The 18,977-nt window shown below is 73.1% G+C and carries 16 protein-coding genes; 1 reads left to right on the top strand and 15 read right to left on the bottom strand.

Features of this window, described 5'->3' with window-relative positions; genetic code table 11:
- Positions 1 to 17: 17 nt before the first annotated feature.
- The 12 genes from HMPREF0063_RS04000 to HMPREF0063_RS03945 form a co-directional block, all read right to left on the bottom strand.
- Positions 18 to 932 (bottom strand): type II secretion system F family protein, encoded by a 915-nt coding sequence (locus tag HMPREF0063_RS04000; protein ID WP_007077374.1) that lies wholly within the window; start codon positions 930 to 932, stop codon positions 18 to 20.
- The gene (locus tag HMPREF0063_RS03995; protein WP_007077373.1) at positions 929 to 1,798 is read right to left on the bottom strand and encodes a type II secretion system F family protein; all 870 of its coding nucleotides are present in this window, start codon (positions 1,796 to 1,798) and stop codon (positions 929 to 931) included. Before HMPREF0063_RS03995 ends, HMPREF0063_RS04000 begins: the two co-directional genes overlap by 4 nt.
- Before the next feature lie 2 nt (positions 1,799 to 1,800).
- Entirely contained in the window at positions 1,801 to 3,108 is a 1,308-nt protein-coding gene (locus HMPREF0063_RS03990; protein ID WP_211208784.1) for a TadA family conjugal transfer-associated ATPase, read from the bottom strand.
- Between the two features lie 2 nt (positions 3,109 to 3,110).
- Positions 3,111 to 3,893: a CpaE/TadZ family protein gene (locus tag HMPREF0063_RS03985; RefSeq protein ID WP_050760904.1), complete on the bottom strand. Its 783-nt coding sequence runs from the start codon at positions 3,891 to 3,893 to the stop codon at positions 3,111 to 3,113.
- Positions 3,890 to 4,654, bottom strand: a complete 765-nt coding sequence (locus HMPREF0063_RS15650) for an SAF domain-containing protein (protein ID WP_050760903.1) — start codon at positions 4,652 to 4,654, stop codon at positions 3,890 to 3,892. Before HMPREF0063_RS15650 ends, HMPREF0063_RS03985 begins: the two co-directional genes overlap by 4 nt.
- A gap of 127 nt (positions 4,655 to 4,781) precedes the next feature.
- The gene (locus tag HMPREF0063_RS03975; RefSeq protein WP_007077371.1) at positions 4,782 to 5,657 is read right to left on the bottom strand and encodes a hypothetical protein; all 876 of its coding nucleotides are present in this window, start codon (positions 5,655 to 5,657) and stop codon (positions 4,782 to 4,784) included.
- Complete coding sequence (locus HMPREF0063_RS15645) at positions 5,654 to 6,223, bottom strand: DUF6318 family protein (protein ID WP_007077370.1); 570 nt, start codon at positions 6,221 to 6,223, stop codon at positions 5,654 to 5,656. Before HMPREF0063_RS15645 ends, HMPREF0063_RS03975 begins: the two co-directional genes overlap by 4 nt.
- A gap of 37 nt (positions 6,224 to 6,260) precedes the next feature.
- Positions 6,261 to 7,367 carry a cysteine desulfurase family protein gene (locus HMPREF0063_RS03965; protein WP_007077369.1) on the bottom strand — a complete coding sequence of 369 codons (1,107 nt, stop codon included), beginning with the start codon at positions 7,365 to 7,367 and terminating at the stop codon, positions 6,261 to 6,263.
- Complete coding sequence (gene nadC / locus HMPREF0063_RS03960) at positions 7,364 to 8,209, bottom strand: carboxylating nicotinate-nucleotide diphosphorylase (RefSeq protein WP_007077368.1); 846 nt, start codon at positions 8,207 to 8,209, stop codon at positions 7,364 to 7,366. The genes HMPREF0063_RS03965 and nadC overlap by 4 nt, the downstream gene beginning before the upstream one ends.
- Positions 8,206 to 9,729 carry an L-aspartate oxidase gene (gene nadB, locus HMPREF0063_RS03955; RefSeq protein ID WP_007077367.1) on the bottom strand — a complete coding sequence of 508 codons (1,524 nt, stop codon included), beginning with the start codon at positions 9,727 to 9,729 and terminating at the stop codon, positions 8,206 to 8,208. The genes nadC and nadB overlap by 4 nt, the downstream gene beginning before the upstream one ends.
- Before the next feature lie 17 nt (positions 9,730 to 9,746).
- Positions 9,747 to 11,015 carry a quinolinate synthase NadA gene (gene nadA / locus HMPREF0063_RS03950; protein ID WP_007077366.1) on the bottom strand — a complete coding sequence of 423 codons (1,269 nt, stop codon included), beginning with the start codon at positions 11,013 to 11,015 and terminating at the stop codon, positions 9,747 to 9,749.
- Positions 11,012 to 11,737 (bottom strand): NUDIX hydrolase, encoded by a 726-nt coding sequence (locus HMPREF0063_RS03945; RefSeq protein WP_007077365.1) that lies wholly within the window; start codon positions 11,735 to 11,737, stop codon positions 11,012 to 11,014. The genes nadA and HMPREF0063_RS03945 overlap by 4 nt, the downstream gene beginning before the upstream one ends.
- A gap of 147 nt (positions 11,738 to 11,884) precedes the next feature.
- On the opposite strand from HMPREF0063_RS03945, the gene HMPREF0063_RS03940 reads away from it, so the two are divergent.
- The gene (locus HMPREF0063_RS03940; RefSeq protein ID WP_007077364.1) at positions 11,885 to 13,192 is read left to right on the top strand and encodes a purple acid phosphatase family protein; all 1,308 of its coding nucleotides are present in this window, start codon (positions 11,885 to 11,887) and stop codon (positions 13,190 to 13,192) included.
- A gap of 31 nt (positions 13,193 to 13,223) precedes the next feature.
- On the opposite strand, the gene HMPREF0063_RS03935 is transcribed toward HMPREF0063_RS03940, so the two are convergent.
- The 3 genes from HMPREF0063_RS03935 to HMPREF0063_RS03925 form a co-directional block, all read right to left on the bottom strand.
- On the bottom strand, positions 13,224 to 16,625 hold the full coding sequence (locus tag HMPREF0063_RS03935; RefSeq protein ID WP_007077363.1) for an error-prone DNA polymerase: 3,402 nt from the start codon (positions 16,623 to 16,625) through the stop codon (positions 13,224 to 13,226).
- A 129-nt stretch (positions 16,626 to 16,754) separates the two neighbouring features.
- The gene (locus HMPREF0063_RS03930) at positions 16,755 to 18,260 is read right to left on the bottom strand and encodes a DNA polymerase Y family protein (RefSeq protein WP_007077362.1); all 1,506 of its coding nucleotides are present in this window, start codon (positions 18,258 to 18,260) and stop codon (positions 16,755 to 16,757) included.
- Positions 18,257 to 18,919: a hypothetical protein gene (locus HMPREF0063_RS03925; protein WP_007077361.1), complete on the bottom strand. Its 663-nt coding sequence runs from the start codon at positions 18,917 to 18,919 to the stop codon at positions 18,257 to 18,259. The genes HMPREF0063_RS03930 and HMPREF0063_RS03925 overlap by 4 nt, the downstream gene beginning before the upstream one ends.
- Positions 18,920 to 18,977: the final 58 nt, after the last annotated feature.

Genomic DNA, 18,977 nt, shown 5'->3' with positions numbered 1-18,977 from the left:
CTCCGGGGGTGAGGGGTTCAGACACCGACGACATTGGCGATCGCCGGGTAGATGAGGAAGAGCAGGAATCCGAGGCAGAGCAGCAGCTGGGCGACGAGCATCGACTGGGACTGCTGCTCGGCCCGGCCCTCGGCGTCGGTCAGCTCCCGCTGACGCATCGAGGCGGCACGGGCGGCGAGCGACTGACGGACCTTGGCGCCGTCCTCGGCCACCAGCGCCAGGGCCGCTGCGAGGTCGCTCAGCTCCTTGACGGCCATCTCGTCACCGAGGTCTCCGAGCGCGGCCCACGGAGTGACGCCCTGCAGCCGCGCCGACTCCATCGCGTCGCGGAGACGGACCATCGCCCACCCGTCGCTGAGCCCGGCCGCGGCGCTGAGCGCCTCGGGGACACCGCGACCGCCGGCCAGGTTCATGGACACCAGGTCGAGGAAGGCACTGACGACATGGCGGAAGTCGCGGCGACGTTCCTTCGCCTCGGTCGACAGCTGAGCCGTCGCGAGCACGAAGCCACCGGCGCCACCGACCAGGGCCAACCAGAGCGGGATGGTGAGGCTCAGGTCGAAGGCGTAGATGAGCGGGGACAGCGCCACGGCCGGCGCGAACAGGCCGGCGACCCCGGCGAGCACCGACATGCCCAGGTGGGTCTCGACCGAGCGGCCCATGACGGCGAGGTCGGCGCGGACCCCGGCGGGCACCTTCCACCCCCGGGCCTCCATGCCTGCTCTCACGGTGGACCCGACCCGGCGCAGTCGCTGCGACTCGGTCTGGTGCCGGCGGTCGGCCGTGAGGGTGGTGGTGCGGGTGGAGCGTTGCCGGGCGGCGTCCAGACGGGCCAGCTCGGCGGCGGCCGTGCCGGTGCCGTGGTCGAACTGCAGGACGAGCAGGAGGGCGCCGACTCCGGCCAGCGCGCCACAGGCGAGGACGAGGATCATCGGCGAGCCTCCTGCGTCCCGGCGGTGAACAGGAACCGGTCGGGCAGCTCGAAGTCCGACAACCGGCGCATCCAGGCGAAGCCAGCCACGAAGAACAGCATCACCACCAGGAGCACGACCTGCCCCAGCGCCGACGAGAACGGCTCCACGTAGTCGCGGTTGAACAGCGTCAGGCCGAACACGAAGGCGATCGAGATCGCCATGACGATCTGCACGCTGCGGCGCGTGCTCGCCCGGCCCGCACCGACCCGGCGTCGCATCTCCAGCTCCTCGCGGGCCGAGTCGGCCAGCGAGGTGAGGACGTCCCGCAGACCGGGACCGCGCAGCTTGGCGTTGAGCATCAGGGCGGCGACGATGAGGTCGGCACTGGGATCGTCCAGGTCGTCGGCGAACCGCTGCAGGGCCACCGGCAGCGGCGTGCGGACCCGCAGCCGATCGGCGAGGATCGTCAGCTGGGGCGCGATCGAGGGTGCGGCCGCGTAGGCGGTCGCCGGGATGGCCTGCTCCAGGCCGACCGCGCCGGCGATCGTGTCGCGCAGGGACTCGGTCCAGGCCGCGAGGCCCTCGAGCTTGGCGATCGCCCGCTTCTCCTGCGCGGCTCCGCCGAACAGGGCCGGACCGAAGAACACCAGGGCACCGGCCGCCGCCGCGAGGACCGGCCACCGGGTGAGCAGCAGGGTGACCAGCACCGCCGCGGCGGTGCCGGGAACGCGGGCACCGAGCCGTCGCAGGGCCGGCTGCACGCCCGAGCGCGGTCCGACGACGCTGCGCTCCTCCCGCGGCCGCAGCGCGAACACCAGCAGCACGCCGGCACCGCCCACGGCGGCACCGAGGGCGATGATGAGGAGCAGGTCGAGGGAGACCATGGTCAGCCGACCCGTTCGTGGAACAACGTCGGACGGTAGCCCGCCGCCTCGAGGTCGTCCTGACAGCTGATCGCGGCCGCCGGGACGGCCATGGCATCGGGCCCCTCGGCGAACACCTCGCTGGACAGCACCCGACCGTCGACGCCGTTGACCTCGCGGACCGAGGTGATCAACCGGCGCAGGCCCCCGCCGCTCGCGAACTCGTTGCGTCGCTCGACGAAGACGACGAAGTCGATGGCACCGGCGATGAGCATCGCGGTGGCATCGGCCGGAAGCCGTTCGGTCGACTGGATCGCGTACGTCGAGATGCGGTTGAAGACCTCCAGCGAGGAGTTCGCGTGGATCGTCGACAGCGAGCCGTCGTTGCCCTGGCTCATGGCGTTGAGCATCGTGACGATCTCGTCGCCGAGCACCTCACCCACGATGACCCGGCTGGGATTCATCCGCAGGGACCTCCGGACCAGGTCGGCCATCCCGATGGCTCCCTGCCCCTCGGAGTTGGGCAGACGTTCCTCGAAGGCCACGACGTTGGGGTGCAGGTCGCGGAACTCGCCGAGGCCGAGCTCCAGTGCCCGCTCGACGGTGATGAGTCGTTCGTCGGGCGGGATCTCGTTGGCCAGGGCGCGCAGCAACGTCGTCTTGCCGGCGTTGGTGGCTCCCGCGATCATGATGTTCTTGCGCGCACCGACCGCGGCGGACAGGAACGACGCGAGGTCGGGCGACATGGTGCCGCTCTCGACGAGCATGTCCAGGCTCACCCGACTCAACCGGGCGCGACGGATCGACAGCGAGGGCCGTGGAGTGACGCCCATGACGGCCGACAACCGGCTGCCGTCCGGCAGCCGCAGGTCGAGCTGGGGGTTGGCGCTGTCGAACGGCCGGCTGGTGAGGCCGGAGTAGGCGCCCAGCACCTGGACCAGCTCGACGAGCTCGTCGTCGGACTCCGCGACGGGCGGCAGACGCCGCTCCTCGCCGTTGGCGTAGCCGACGAAGACGTTGTCGCACCCGTTGATGTCGATGTTCTCGACCTCGGGGTCGTCCAGCAGCGGCTGCAGCCGGCCCACGCCGTAGAGCGCCGCGTGGATGCCGTCGGCGAGCTCCTCCTCGGCACCGCGGTCCGGCGGCGTGCGGCCGGCCGCGATCTCGGTGCGGGCGTGCGCCTCCAGCACGCGGGCGATGACGGCGCGCGCGAACTGGCGCTCGTCCTCGCTGGTCATCGGCGGGAGGCCGGCCGTGGCATCCTCGCGCCGCTGACGCGACAAGGTGTCGGCGACCTGTTCGCGCAGGCGGCGGAGCAGCTGCTGGTCCATGGTCACCTCGCCCCCTCGACGGCTCGCGAGCGGCTCGCCGCCAGCGAGCGGACGCCCGCCGCGACGTCGTGCAAGGAGCGGATGAACGAGGTGCGGTGCAGGTGGCGCACGGACCCCGCCGACAGGCCGCGGACCGTGCGGGGGTCGTGGGCCACCACCCCGAGCACGCTCACCGGGAGTCCGGCCGATCCCAGGAGCTGGTCGACGTCCTTGGCGCTGCGGCCGTCACGAGGATCCCCCACGAGGACGACGCCGGTCGGGAGTCCGTCGACGGCGCCCAGGTGCAGCGGCTCGGCGAGGGCGGTGAGCCGCTCCCGCAGGTGAGCCAGGGCCTCGACCTCCGAGCGCACGACGAAGACGAGGGCCGATGACCGCTCGACCACCGGCGTGACCGGCGACCCCGGCGAGAACCGGCCACCGTCGACGAGGACGTCCTCGCCGGCCGACCGCAAGGTCGTGGCGATGTGGGGCAGCGAGGTGCCCAGGCCCTGGACCTGGCCCGGCGAGGTGACGCCCACGAGCACATGGTGCCCGTCCTCGGTGTGCTGCAGGTGGTCGTGGAGGTCCGCCGCGTCGCCCCGCCGCAGGGCGGCACCGAGCGACACCACGCCGTGGTCCAGATCCAGGGGTGTGCCGTCCTCGCCCCGGTGCCGCAGGGCGAGGTCGCCGCCGGCCGGGTCGAGATCGGCGACGACGACCGGGTCGCCCCACACCGTCGCCAGGCCGGTGACCGTGCGGGTGACACCGGGCGAGCCCTTGGCGGACACGAAGGAGACGAGGCTCACGAGGGCGCCCCCAGCACCCGCAGGTCGGCGTCGTCGATCGCGACGCCGCGCCGCACGACGGTCACGCCGAGCAGGTCGCGGCCGGCCGCGTCGACCACGGCGTCGCTGGCCCCCTCGGCCACCAGGACCGTGCCGAAACCGTCGCTCGCGATGTCGCCGCCGAGGCCGCCGCCACCGTCGGTCGGCGAGCTGGCGCTCAGCACGAGCCCGACGGCCAGCGCCTCGGCCGGCTGGGTCCCGTCGCCGAGACGCACCAGGCGGACCTCGTCGCCCGAGCGCAGGTCGGGCGGGACCCGACCCGGGGTCAGGGTGAACCCGACCCGGACGTCACCCGCCGAGACCGGCTCCTCACGGGTCAGCATCGAGGTGTCGAGCAGCTGCCCCTCGGAGAGGCCGGTGCGGGCGTAGGTGCCCAGCACCTGGTCGACCTGGTTCTCCCGCACCAGCATCAGCGGACTGCTGGCGACGTCGGCGGTGGTCAGCAGGTCGGCGGTGATCTCGGTGCCGGCGGAGACGTCCTGGTTGAGCACCAGGACGGGCTCGCGGCTGTCCAGCCGGAGGGCCAGCAGACCCGCGAGGGCCGCTCCGCCCACGATGAGGAGCACCGCGAGGGCGGCCAGAGCCGGACGCCGGCGCCGCGGCGGGGAGGGCCGGTCGGCTCCCCCGGCGGCGCGCTCACGGGAGCGGATCCCGCGGGCGGCGCGGTCACGCTGACGGTCCTGCTCGGTGGTGGACGCAACCCGCGTGGTGTCGGTGGCCATCGTCGACGATCTCCCCGGTTCTGGTGTTCGGGGGAATGCAGTCGTCTCGCGCGCCGTGCGCGTCCCCCGAACGTGACACGGCCGAGCGCCATCCTAGGCGACCTCCGGGGCAGGGGCGAACCTGAGGTCAGCGCACCCGGGTGACGAGCGACTGGATCTCGCCCACCTCCAGCGCGAAGGGGTCGCTCGTGGTGGTCAGTGGTGTCCCCAACGTGATCGTGGGCGCACCGGGGACGACGACGGTGACGGTGTACGCCTGGGTGACCGAGACCTGTCGGGTGCCGGCCCGGCGGTACTGGTGCTCGACGGCCCCGGGGGCGCCGACCGCGGCCCCGGCGATGCCGGCCCCGGTGGCGGAGGATCCGTCGCCGAACGACCAGGTGGCGGTGGTCGGTTCGAACTGCACCTGCAGGGCGACGCCGAGGACCGTGACCGTCCGGGTCTCGCCGGCGGCCGTGGTCGAGAAGTTCGTCGGCACGTTGACGTAGGTCACGGGGGTCGGCTCGGCGTTGACCACCGGACGCGGGGCGGTCTCACGGACCGCCTCCAGCACGTCGGCCTCGGTGATCTGGACCGGGCCGCCCTCGGAGCCCTGCGACGCCGCACGGCACTCGGAGCCCTGGAACGCCCAGTTGGTGGGTCGGCCCTCCACCGGATGGACCCGGGTGTAGACGAACCAGCGGTTCTCGCCGTCCCCAGGACACGCGGACCACGCCGTGCACAGCACGTCAGCGTACGTGATGGTGTTGCCCTCGGCGTCCTGCGAGACCGAGTTCGGGCTGCACGCCGGAACGCGGTAGGTCTCGGTCCACTCCTGAGGGACGGACACGACGGTGCCGCCGCCCGGATTGCTGCCCGTGGAGCCCGGCTGGGACCCCTCGATGATCACGGTGTCGCCGTCGCCCTCGGCGTCCCAGTCGGCGTACGCGCCGGACGCACCCAGCAGCGAAGCCGCGGCGAGCGCCAGGCAGGCGACGATGGTCGTGACGGTGCGACGGGTCATGCGGGGGCCCTTTCGGGGAAGCTGAACGACTGGAGCTGCCAGCGGCCGTCGTCCCACCGGAGATTGACCGACATGTTGCGCTGCCCGGTCTCGAGCTCCTCGAGCACGTCTCCGCTGTCGGGATCGATCTCCTGGCCGTCGGGATAGGTGACGATCTGCTGGACGTTGATGAAACCGTCGCCGTTGTCGGTGACCAGCGGGTCGGCGACCGTCAACGGATCGGCCGACACCTGGCGGGTCCCGCTGTTCTGGGCGTAGTCGCCGCAGAGGTCGCACAGCTCGAGGTCGGCGATGTCCGTCAGCGGATCGTTGTCGCCCGAGCCCAACGCGTAGAAGGTCAGCTGCGCCACGTAGGCGGCGAACTCGGCGGCGCCCGCCTCCGACTCCTCGTCGTCGGGGCGCTCCGGCGGTTCGGTCGGGACCAGCCCGAGCGGGCCGTCGGCGGTGGCTGACGCGGTCGGCAGGATCTCCGGCGGGTCGTCGTCCTGGGCCGACGAGCAGCCGGCGAGCACGAGCAGGGCGACCAGCAGCAGGCCGGCCGGGCCGCGAACAGCGATGACGATCAACTCCCCCGAGTCGGGTACGAACCGTGCTCAGACTACCTCAGGCGACGCTGGCCACCAGAGCGTCCACCGCTTCAGCCAGCTGGTCGTCGGTGACGTGCGGGCCGAAGCTGAACCGCACGGCCGTCTGCGCGACCTCGGGTTCCAGGCCCATCGCGATCAGCACGTGGCTGGGCTCGTCGCTGCCGGCGGCACACGCCGACCCGCTGGAGCAGACGATGCCGCGCCGCTCCAGGTCGAGCAGGATCGACTCCCCGCTGCGGCCCGGGAAGACGAACGACGCGCTGCCCGGCAGCCGCTCGGTGGGGTGACCCGTGAGGCGGGCGACGGGCACCTCGGCCAGGACCCGCTCGATGAACGCGTCGCGCCGGCGCACCACGGACGCGGTGTCGACGTCGAGCAGGCGGACGGCCGCCGCGAGGCCGACCGCCCCGGCGACGTTCTCGGTGCCCGAGCGGCGCTCCGACTCCTGCCCGCCGCCGTGCAGCAGCGGCTCGAACGGCGTGCGGCGCGCGAGGTAGAGCACCCCGATGCCCTTGGGCGCGCCCAGCTTGTGGCCCGACAGGCTCAGGGCCTGCACGCCCAGGGCGCCGACGTCGAGGTCGAGCCAGCCGGCGGTCTGCACCGCATCGGTGTGGAACGGGACGCCCCTCGCCGCGGCGACCGCGGCGAGGTCGGCGACCGGCTGGACCGTGCCGACCTCGTTGTTGGCGTGCTGGATGCTGACGAGCGCGGTCTCGTCGCGCAGGGCCTGCTCGAGGTCGGCGGGGTCGACCCGGCCGGCGCCGTCGACCGGCAGCACCGTGAGCGCTCCCCCCGTGCGTGCCACGTGGTGCGCCGACTCCAGCACGGCCGGGTGCTCGACCGCCGACACCACGACGTGTCGTCCGCGGGTCGACGCAGCCGTGATGCCCTTGACCGCGGCGTTGTCCGCCTCCGTGCCGCCGCCGGTGAACACGACCTCACCGGGCCGGCAGCCGAGGAAGCGTGCGACGTCGGCCCGCGCCGCGTCCAGCGCACGGCGTGCGGACTCCCCCACCTCGTGGTGGCTCGACGGATTGCCGAAGTCGCCGGTGAGGTGCGGCCACATCGCCTCGATCACCTCGCGGCGCACCGGCGAGGTGGCGGCGGCGTCGAGGTAGATCATGCGGTGAGGACCACGTCCAGGCCCAGGTCCAGAGCCCGTGCGCTGTGGGTGAGCGCTCCGACGCTGACGACGTCGACCCCCGTGGCGGCGATCGTGGCGATGCTGTCGAGGGTCACACCCCCGCTGGCCTCGACGACGGCGCGTCCGGCGACCAGAGCGACGCCTTCGCGGAGCTCGTCGGGCGTGAAGTTGTCGAGCATGATCGTGTCGACACCGCCGGCGAGCACCGGCTCGATCTGCGCGATGCGGTCGACCTCGACCTCCAGGTGGGTCGTGTGCGGCAGCGCGGCACGGGCGGACCTGATCGCCGCCGTGAGGTCACCGATGAGGGCGAGGTGGTTGTCCTTGGCCATCACCGCGTCCGACAGCGAGAACCGGTGGTTGTGTCCACCACCGCACCGCACCGCGTGCCGTTCGAGGGCCCGCAGCCCCGGCGTCGTCTTGCGCGTGTCGGCGACCCGGACCCCGGTGCCGTCGACGGCCGCGACGTACTGCGCCGTCAAGGTGGCGATCCCGCACATCCGCTGCAGCAGGTTGAGCGCCACCCGCTCGGACTGCAGGACCGCACGCGCGGGACCCTCGACGTGGGCCAGCCGGTCGCCGGCGGAGAACGCCTCGCCGTCGTCCAGGTGGGTCCGCACCTCGACCGCGGGGTCCAGGGTGGTCATGGCCACCTCGAACACCTCACGTCCGGCGAACACCCCCGGTTCACGGGCCACGAGGTCGGCGACGGCCATGGCCCCGGCCGGCACGAAGACCTGGGAGGTCAGGTCGCCCGACGGTGCGTCCTCGTCGAGCGCCATCTCCACGACCCGCCGGATCTGCCGGCGTTCCAGCGTCATGCCGGCACCATGGCCCGGGCCGGCACGAGCACCGAGTGCAGGGCCTGGGCCGGGTCGGTGTCCGGCGCGTCGGTGCGGAAGTGCCCGCCGCGTGACTCGACCCGCGCCGCGCCGGCGTCGACCATGGCCCGGGCGACCAGCAGCAGGTTGGCGTCCTCGGCCGACTTCACGTCGGAGACCGCCGGTGCACGCCAGCTGCGCAGCACGCGGCGGGCCTCGGCCAGACCGGCAGCATCGCGGCTCAGCCCCACGGCGTCCCACATGAGCTCCTGCAGGTCGGCCCGGGTGAACTCGGCCGCCTCCTCGGTGTCGGCGAGGTCGACCACCACCGGCTCGGCCCACTGCGGATCCCGGGGCTCGGCCGCGGGTCGGGCGAGGAGCGCCTCGACCACCCTGCCGCCGTACACGGCACCCTCGAGCAGCGAGTTGGACGCGAGCCGGTTGGCGCCGTGCAGGCCGTTGCAGGCGACCTCACCGACGGCCCACAGCCCCGCCACGGAGGTGCGGCCCCATGCGTCGGTCCGGACACCGCCCATGAAGTAGTGCGCCGCCGGCGCGACCGGGACGGGGGTGGTGGACCAGTCCCACCCGCGGGCGCGGCAGGCCGCGTCGATCGTGGGGAACCGGCGGGCGAGGAAGTCGGGCCCGAGCGCGGTGGCGTCGAGCGTCACGGGCACCCCCGGCTGGTCGGCCATGCAGGCCGCGATACCTCGCGCCACCACGTCGCGCGGCGCGAGCTCGGCATCGGGGTGGACGTCGGTCATGAACCTGCGGCCGGCGGCGTCGAGCAGCACCGCACCCTCGCCGCGGACCGCCTCGGAGACGAGGAAGCTGTCGGTGGCGACCAGGGCAGTGGGGTGGAACTGGTAGAACTCCAGGTCCGCGACGGCTGCCCCGGCGCGCAGGGCCATGGCGATGCCGTCGGCGGTCGCCACCTCGGGATTGGTGGTGTGGGGGAACAGCTGCCCGGCTCCCCCCGTGGCCAGCACCACCTCGTCGGCCCGCAGGTCGCGACCGTCGAGCAGCCGCACGCCCACCACGCGCTCGCCATCGACGACGAGGTCGACCACGGTGGTCTCCTCGAGGATCGTCACCGCGGCAGCGCGCACCCGGTCGACCAGGGCGTACGCGATCCCGGCGCCGGTGGCATCGCCCCCGGCGTGCAGGATGCGCGGGTGCGAGTGCGCCGCCTCCAGACCGTGGGCGAGGTCGTCGCCGTCACGGTCGAACTGCACCCCGCGGCCGATCAGCTCGTGGATCGCGGTCGGGCCCTCCGCGCACAGGATGCCCGCCGTGTCGGGGTCGCCCAGACCGGCGCCGGCGGCCAGGGTGTCGGCCAGATGGGACGCGGGGCTGTCGACGTCGGCGAGAGCGACCGCCACGCCGCCCTGCGCGTAGCGGGTGTTGCTCTCGGTGAGCCGCGCCTTGGCGAGCAGGGTGACCTCGAAGCCGGCGGCGGCCGCTTCGAGAGCACAGGTCAGTCCGGCCACGCCGGATCCGACCACGATGAGGTGGGTCATGAGCAGAACCCTCCGATCTACTTCGGCAGCGCCGCGAGCATGCGCTCGAGCGCGACCTTGGCATGGGTGGCGACCTCGGCATCGACCACGATCTCGTTGCGGACCTCGCCCTCGACGATGCCGTCGAGGACCCAGGCCAGGTACCCGGGATGGATCCGGTACATCGTCGAGCACGGGCAGACCACCGGGTCCAGGCAGAAGATGGTGCGGTCCGGGTACTCGGCGGCCAACCGGTTGACCATGTTGATCTCGGTGCCGATCGCGATGACGTCACCGGGTTCGGACGCCGCCACGAACTTGCGGATGAAGTCGGTGGACCCGGCGGCGTCAGCAGCGTCGACGACCGGCATGGGGCACTCGGGGTGCACCACGACCTTGACGCCCGGGTGCTGGGCGCGGGCAGCCTCGATCTGCGCGACGGTGAACCGCTTGTGCACCGAGCAGAAGCCCGGCCACAGCAGGACCTCGGCGTCGCGCAGGACCTGCTCGGTCTGACCGAGCAGCGGCTTGCGGGGGTTGACCATCGGCATGGCGTCCAGCTCGATGCCCATCGCCTTGGCGGTGTTGCGGCCGAGGTGTTGGTCGGGGAAGAACAGCACCCGCTGCCCGCGCTCGAACGCCCACTCCAGCACGGTGGAGGCGTTCGAGGAGGTGCACACGATCCCGCCGTGCCGGCCGCAGAAGGCCTTGAGCGCGGCCGAGGAGTTCATGTACGTCACGGGGATGACGGGCTGGCGGCCCGACGCGTCGGGCTCGGTGCCGTAGATCTCGGTGAGCTGCTCCCACGCGGACTCGACGGAGTCCTCGTCGGCCATGTCGGCCATCGAGCAGCCGGCCGCGAGGTTCGGCAGGATCACGTGCTGGTCGGGCCTGGCCAGGATGTCGGCGGTCTCGGCCATGAAGTGCACGCCGCAGAACACGATGTGCTCGGCGTCGGGTCGGGTCAGCGCCGCGTTGGCCAGCTGGAAGGAGTCACCCACGAAGTCCGCGTGCCGCACGACCTCGTCGCGCTGGTAGAAGTGGCCGAGGATCACCAGCCGGTCTCCCAAGGACTCCTTGGCGGCCCGGATCCGGGCGTGCAGGTCCTCCTCGTCCATCCGCTGGTACGCGGCCGGCAGCTGTCCGGGACGGACGACGGGGTCGGGGATGACGTCGTCCTCGGAGGCCCCGGGGCCGTAGCCGGCGACGAGGTCGAACTCCCACGGGCCGGCCGCCAGCTCGACGTCGCAGCTGGAGGACGGGTCGGACGTGATGGTCTGGTTGACCGATCGGGTGTCGGTGGTCATGCCTGCTCCTCGGGCTGGTGGGTGGGACGCGACAGCGACCGGTACAGGGCCGGCGGTCGGTGGCTGGTGCCGGTCAGGAACTGCCCCGTCGGCTCGACCGAGCTGGAGGCCAGCACCTGCCGGCGGAAGTTCGCCGGATCGAGAGGACGCAGCAGGACACCCTCGTGCACGGCCCTCAGCTGGGCGAGCGTGAACTCGTCGTCGAGGAAGGCGTGGGCGATCGGCGAGTAGGTGATCTTGCTGCGGAGTCGGGCCAGGGCGTAGCGCACGATGGCGTTGTGGTCGAAGGCCAGCTCCGGCACCTCGTCGGCGACGAACCACCGCACGTTCTGCCCGTTCACCGCCCGCTCGGCCTCCTCGGCCCGCACGAGGGCCCAGTAGACGATCGACACGACCCGGTCGCGGCACTGCTGCTCGTCGCCCGCGCGTGACCGGTCGACCGCTCCGAAGGAGTACAGCTGCTCGAGGTGGCGAGGGTCCAGACCGGTGGTGCGCTCCAAGGTGCGGCGCGCCGACGTGACCAGGTCCTCGTCGGACTCCAGCGGTCCGCCCGGCAGGGCCCACTGGCCCTCGTACGGTTCGCGGATCCGCCGGACGAGCGGGAGCCACAGCGTGGACACCCCCGTCGTGGGGTGCGGACGCAGCGCGAAGATGACCGTCGACACGGCGACGGTCACGTGGTCCGTCGCCGGTACGGGTCCGGCCAGCACGTCGGTCGACATCGGCCACCTCCTTCAGGTACTCCTGACTCTAACCCCACCTTATGGTCAGTGCAACCCTGTGGCCGGCATCGATCGGTCGGACCGCGTTCGGGACCCCGTGACCAGGTGTTCACCGCCGGTGCCCGTGAGCGACCTAGGGTCGCGGGCGTGAGGACCCTGCGCCACCTGACCGTGCTCACCGTCCTGGTCGGCGCCGGTCTGGTCGGTGTCGCGGTGGCGGTCGACACGACGCCGAGCGCATCCGCCGCCGTCGCCCCGGGCACCGCGCCGGACCGGGTCGTCCTCAACCCCGGCGCCTCCCCCGACTCCCGGAGCGTCACCTGGCGCACCGCGGAACCGGTCACGGAGGGCGCGGTCGAGATCGGGACGCCCGGCGGGCCGACCCGACGGGTCGCGGCCATGAGGTCGCAGGTCGTCCGGCCGGGCCGCGATGCTCCGGCGGCACGGCACCACACCGCCGTGGTGGACGACCTGGCGGCTGGGCAGACCTACCGCTACCGGGTCGGCGGCGACGGGGTCTGGTCGCCCTGGTTCGAGTTCACGACCGTGACGGCCGACGACCCGTGGACGTTCCTCTACTTCGGCGACGCCCAGGAGGGACTCGGAGAGGCGTGGCCGGCCGCCGCGGAGGCCGCGTTCGACGCCCACCCCCAGGCCCGCGCCCAGGTCCACGCGGGAGACCTGGTCAACCTGGCGGACGACGACGGCCAGTGGGGTGCGTGGTTCGCCGGGCTCGGACCGCACGCCGCCTCCTCGACGCTCCTCAGCGCACCGGGCAACCACGAGCTCTGGGGCGACCCGGGGATGACGGCCTACCTCGGGCACTTCGGTCTGCCGGACAACGGTCCGGTCGGGCAGAGCGAGGGAGCCTGGTTCGCCGACCTCGGCGGGGTCCGGTTCGTCAGTCTGGACGCGAACTCCAACCTCGACGGTCGGGACGTGACCCAGACCGCGTGGCTGCGGCGGACGCTGGCCGAGAACCCGATGCCGTGGACCGTGGTCACGTTCCACCAACCGATGTTCGCCGCCCGCGCCGACCGCAACAACGCTGCGCTGCGGGAGTCCTGGTTGCCGATCCTCGAGCAGTACGACGTCGACCTGGTGCTGCAGGGCCACGACCACGCGTACGCGCGGGGTCGGCTCGACACCGATGCTGCCACGGACCGCGGGCCGGTGTTCGTGGTGTCGCACGCCGGTGCCAAGTTCTACGACCTGGACACCGCGGACCGGAACAACTGGACCCGCAACGGCGCGATCCGTGAGGTCGCCCACGACCAGGTGGCCACCTGGCAGAGCATCCGCGTCGAGGCCGACCGCCTCATGTACCGCTCCTACGTCGCCGGACTCGGACCGGACCGCGCCCGCACCGACCTGGCGGTCGGCGACCTGGCCGACGCCTTCACCGTGACCCGCCTGCCCGACGGCTCGACCCGGGTCACCGACGACCCCCGCTGACCCCCTTCCCCTCCCCGGGGGCGGGCGGACGTCACTGGTAGTCGCGGGAGCGGTGCCGGCCGGGGATCCGGCCGGCGGCCGCCGGGTACAGCCCCTCGATGCGGTCGGCCCGTTCGGCGACCAGGTTGACCACCCGGGCGTCGGTGATCTCCAGCATGCCCCGGATCACCACGCCCGCAGCGTTGCGCAGGACCCGACGGTTGCGCTCCCACACCTCGGTGAGCACGACCACGTTGAGCATGCCGGTCTCGTCCTCGAGGTTGAGGAAGGTGACCCCCGAGGCGGTCATGGGCCGCTGCCGGTGCGTGATGAGTCCGGCCACCCGCACCCGCCGGCCGTGCTCGCCGGCCATGGCGCCCGCCACCGAGAGCACCTGCTCGGACGTCAGCAGCTCACGCAGGTGCTCCATCGGGTGCCGGTCGGGCGAGATCCGCGTGGACCACAGATCGGCCAGCGTGGTCTCGACCGCGCTCATGCCCGGCAGCGTGGGCGGCGGTGCCGTGGTGGCGGTTCCGGGCAGCTGGTCGGGACGGTCGGTGTACCCGGCGTTCCACAACGCCTGCCGTCGGGTGAGACCGAAGCTGTCGAAGGCTCCCGCGGTGGCGAGCGACTCCATCTGGGCGACCGTGAGGGCGGTGCGACGGGCCACGTCGGCCATGTCGGCGAAGGGTCGCTCCTCGCGGGCGGCCACCACCCGGGCCGCGACCTCGGCACCGACGCCCTGCACGGCGTCGAGCCCGAGCCGGACCGCGAGCCCCTCGTCGCGACGGTGGGTGGTGGTGGGGTCGACGCCGTCGGGATCGAACCGCGTCATCGGCGGCTGCTCGCGATGCAGACAGGAGTCGAGGCCGGAGGCCCGCACCGACCGGGCGTCGAGCGGCTCGAGATCGGCGGTGGCCATCGAGCGGACGATGTCGGGGCCGCGCGTCGTCACCCCGTGGTGACGGGCATCGGCGACGAGCGACTGGGGGGAGTAGAAGCCCATCGGCTGGTTGCGCAGCAGGGCGGCGAGGAAGGCCGCCGGATAGTGCAGCTTCAGCCAGCTGCTGGCATAGACGAGCAGCGCGAAGCTGAGGGCGTGGCTCTCGGCGAACCCGAAGTTGGCGAACGACTGGATCGTGACGTAGATCGCGTCGGCGGCCTCGCCGGTGATGCCGTGCTCGGCCATGCCGGTGAACAGCTGGTCCTTGAGTCGTTCGATGCGCTCGATGCCGCGCTTGGACCCCATCGCCCGGCGGAGCAGGTCGGCCTCGTCGCCGGTGCAGCCTCCCAGCACGATGGCCATCTGCATGAGCTGCTCCTGGAACAGCGGCACCCCCTTGGTGCGTCGCAGCACGGGCTCGAGGACGGGGTGGGGGTAGGTCACCGGTTCACGGCCGGTGGCCCGGCGGATGTACGGGTGCACGGCACCGCCCTGGATCGGGCCGGGCCGGATGAGGGCGATCTCGATCGCCAGGTCGTAGTAGCTGCGCGGCTGCAGCCGGGGCAGGGTGCCGATCTGGGCGCGGCTCTCGACCTGGAAGACCCCGATCGAGTCGGCCCGGCACAGCATGTCGAAGACGCCGGGCTCCTCCTTGGGGATGGTGTCCAGACCCCACCGCTCCCCCAGATGGGTCTCGACGAGGCCGAAGGTGTGGTCGAGCGCGCCGAGCATGCCCAGACCCAGCAGGTCGAACTTGACCAGCCCCATCCACTCGCAGGCGTCCTTGTCCCACTGCAGCACGGTGCGGTCAGTCATGCGGGCCCGCTCGATGGGGCACACCTCGCCGATCGGACGCTCCGTCAGGATCATGCCGCCGGAGTGGATGCCCAGATGTCGTGGCGAGCCCATGAGCTGCTCGGCCAGCTCGACGACCGGGGCCGGCAGCTCGGCGTCGGGCTCCAGCCCACCCCACCGCTCGGCGGACCTGCTCCACGCGTCCTGCTGTCCGGTGGAGTACCCCAGCGCCTTGGCCGCGTCGCGGATCGCCGACCGTGGCCGGTAGGTGATGACGTTGGCGACCTGGGCGGCGTTGCGACGCCCGTACGTGTCGTAGACCCACTGGATGACCTCCTCGCGCCGGTCGGAGTCGAAGTCGACGTCGATGTCGGGCTCCTCGTCACGGGTGGAGGCCAGGAACCGCTCGAACGGCAGGCCGTAGCGGATCGAGTCGACGGCCGTGATCTCGAGGGCGTAGCAGAGCGCGGAGTTGGCCGACGATCCCCGACCCTGGCAGAGGATGCCGCGCTCGCGTGCCTCGCGGACGATGTCGTGCACGATGAGGAAGTAGCCCTCGAACCCCTTGTCGGCGATGACCGCCAGCTCACGCTCGATGCGTTCGCGGGCGGGACCGGGGTCGTGGGCGTACCGCCGGGCGATGCCACGGTCGGCCAGCTCACGCAGCCAGGACAGGTTGGTGTGCCCGGCGGGCACACCGCGCACGGGCAACCGTGGCGTGACCGACCGCAGGTCGAAGGCGATCTGCTCGGCGATGGTGACCGACCGGGCCACCGCGCCGGGGTACCGGGCGAAGCGTGCCTGCATCTCGGCGCCCGAGCGCAGGTGGGCCGCGCCCGAGGGTGGCAGCCAGCCGTCGAGATCGGCCAGACTGCGGCGGGCCCGGATGGCCGCCATGGCGGCGGCGAGCCGCCCGCCGGCGGGGGTGGCGTGGTGCACGTTCCCGGTGGCGACGACCGGGAGGCCGTGGTCGGCGGCCAACGAGGCCAGGGCGTCGTTGCGGCGGCTGTCGTCGGGCAGACCGTGGTGGGTGAGCTCGACGACCACGTGGTCCAGACCGAACAGTGCCGTGAGCCGGTCGAGCTCGGCCGCCGCGGCCGACACACCGGCGGTGGCCAGGGCATGGCGGACCGCGCCCTTGCGGCACCCGGTGAGCACGATCCAGTGGTCGCGACCGTGTGCCGCCAGCTGGTCGAGGTCGTACACCGGCCGGCCCTTCTCGTCGCCGTGCAGGTGGGCGTCGGTGATGGCGGCGGCGAGCCGGTGGTACCCCTCGGCCCCGCGGGCCAGCACCAGCAGGTGGGTGCCCACGGGATCGGCGACCCCGTTCTGCGGGCCGGGCAGGCCGAGGGACAGCTCGGCGCCGAACACGGTGGCGAGACCGTGCTCCTGGGCTGCCTCGGCGAACACCGGGGCTCCGGCGAACCCGTCGTGGTCGGTGAGGGCCAGCGCGGACAGTCCGAGGCGCACCGCCTCCTCGGCCAGGTCGGCCGGACCGCTGGCGCCGTCGAGGAAGCTGTAGTGGCTGTGGCAGTGCAGCTCGGCATACGGCACGACCGGACCGGACGGGCCGGCGAGCGGTGTCGGTTCGTAGCGCGGACGCTTGCGGCTGAACGCCGGACCGTCGCCCCCGTCGGGACGCTCGTCGGTGAGCGGCGCGCCGCTGAGTCGGCGTTCGAGCTCACGCCACGGCATGTCGGGGTTGTTCCACCCCATCAGTCCTCCCTCCCGCCCCCGCTGGGAGGGACGTTCCTGCCCTGAAATGCGCGGTTTCGGGGCAGAAACGTCACTGCCAGCGGGAAGGTGTGGGCCAGCGGGAAGGTGGGGGGCAGCGGGAGGGTGGGGTCAGTCATAGCGGGCCTCGGTCCACCACCGGGAGCCCTCGACGACCATCAGCCAGGCGCTGCCGTCGACCCCGACGACCTGGAACCGGGCGAGCCGTCGGGCTCCGGCTTCGTCCCACCAGCGTTCGTCGACCGGCCACGGACCGGCCCAGGAGGCCACCGGTTGCCAGTCACCGTCGGCGGTGGCCCGGAAGCGGGCGGGGGCGGCCGACACCGCACCACGGCCACTGACGCCGACCGGCTGGCCCTCGGCACCCACCACGACCGCGGCCGGCGGGGAGTCGAACACCGTGGCCGGCGCGGGGGCAGGGAGCCGCCCGGGCCACGGCCGACCGGCGGGACGACCGGTGTCGTCACGCTCGCCCCACGGGACCAGTCGTTGCCGGTCGGCCGGCCCGCGACCGCCCTGCACCGCGACCGCCTGCACCGCGTCGTGCCCGAGGAGGCTCTGCACCCGGGCGACACCCCGTTCGACCTCGGCATCGGGTCCCGAACCGAACAACGACTCGGCGTGCTCGCCCAGACCGTGGGTCTCCTCCGGGACGAGCCGGACGGCATCGACCGGCGCCCGCACCGTGTCGGTGCCCTGCAGCTGCCACCGGACCCGGTCGAGCAGGTCGACACTGCTGAACCACCGGGGGTGGCGCCACGTGCGGGAGGACGCGAGGGCGCCGTCGGCGTCGACCTCGACCGTGACCGCGGTGCAGACCAGCTGGTGGTCGGCCAGTCGCTGCACGAAGGACTCCGCCGTGCGACGCAGGCTGAAGACGATCGGCTCGACCAGCTCGACCGGGGGCTCCAGGGTCAGACCGGCCGTGAACTCCGGCGGCATCGACCGTCGGGAGATCGGGTGCGGGTCCTCGCCCCGCGCCAGCCGGTGCAGGAGCATCCCGTGGTCACCGAACCGGGTGCGGACGTCACCCGCCGCGAGGGAGGCGAACGCCCCCAACGTGCGGACCCCGAGCCGGCGCAGCAGGTCGACCATGGCGGTGTCGTCGGCCGCCTCGACGGGCAGGTCGGCCAGGAAGTCGGCCGATCCACCGGGCGCCACGATGAGGACGTCCTGCGTGAGAGCCCGGCGGGACGCCTGCTCGGCGGCGAACATGCCGTCAGCGATGCCCAGGCGGACGTCCCACAGACCGAGCTCGACGACCCGCTCGGCGATGACGGCGGCGGTCTCACGCTCACCCCCGTGGTACCGCGGAGGCACCCGGAGGGCGCACAGCCCCGGTCGCAGCGGCGCCACCCCGGGGGTGAGGTCCTCGATGGCGGCCAGCACCTCCTCGAACGCCCGGGCATCGAGCTCGGGCCGGTGGTCGAGCAGGGTCAGCTCGGGACAGCGCGACTGGGCGTCACGGCGTCGCATGCCACGGCGGACCCCCTCCAGTCGTGCCGCGGGTGAACAGGCCAGCACCTCTCCCCCGGCGATGACCGCGGCCGGGACCGTGACCGGAACCCGGGCCGCGACGACCGGCCAGTCGGGGCACCACACCGCGAGCGTCCTCATGCCGTGCTCCTCATGCCGGGACGGCGGATCGGGGTGGGGGCGGTGAGTGGCGGCTCGACCTCGCGGGCCACCAGATCGGCCGCGGGCCACCACACCTCGCTGCGCCGGACGGGACCGGCACCCTGGCGGACCTCGAGCACGGCTCGGCGGGCGACCAACCGGCCGTGGCCGGCACCCACCCCCGACCAGTGCGACCGGACGAGGCTGAGGCGGGCGTCGCACCGCGGCCACTCCCCCCAGACGACGAGCGCCGAACCCCTGGTGCGCAGCCGGGCGGTGAGCCGCGAGGCGTCACCGGGACGCACCGACCGCGGCGGCCGGACCGCCACGATGCCGAGCACGTCGACCAGAGCCGCGGTGACCTCCAACCAGGCATCGCCCGGGTCGGGCACCAGCACGGTCCGGGAGAGGTCGAGACCGGCCTCGGCGGCAGCCTCGAGCCCCAGATCGGCCGAGCCGACGATGCCGCACCACGCCCCGTGGGCCGAGGGGCCGGCCAGCACCGTGGTGAGCAGACTGGCGGCATCGACCCCGTAGACGCCACCGGCGCGCAGGGCGACCAGCCCGGCCAGCGCGGGGTGGACGGGCAGGGCCGCACCCCCGGCACGCCCCTCGAGCGCGGCGACCCGCTGCCTGAGCTCCTCGAGATCGACCGTCACTCACCCATGATCGAACATGCGTTCGAACGAGTCAACCCGGCGTCCCACCCCCTGGTCG

Origin of the sequence: Aeromicrobium marinum DSM 15272 (assembly GCF_000160775.2) — a bacterium.
Classification (GTDB): Bacteria; Actinomycetota; Actinomycetes; order Propionibacteriales; family Nocardioidaceae; genus Aeromicrobium; species Aeromicrobium marinum.
This window is presented reverse-complemented; position numbering and strand designations above follow the sequence as displayed.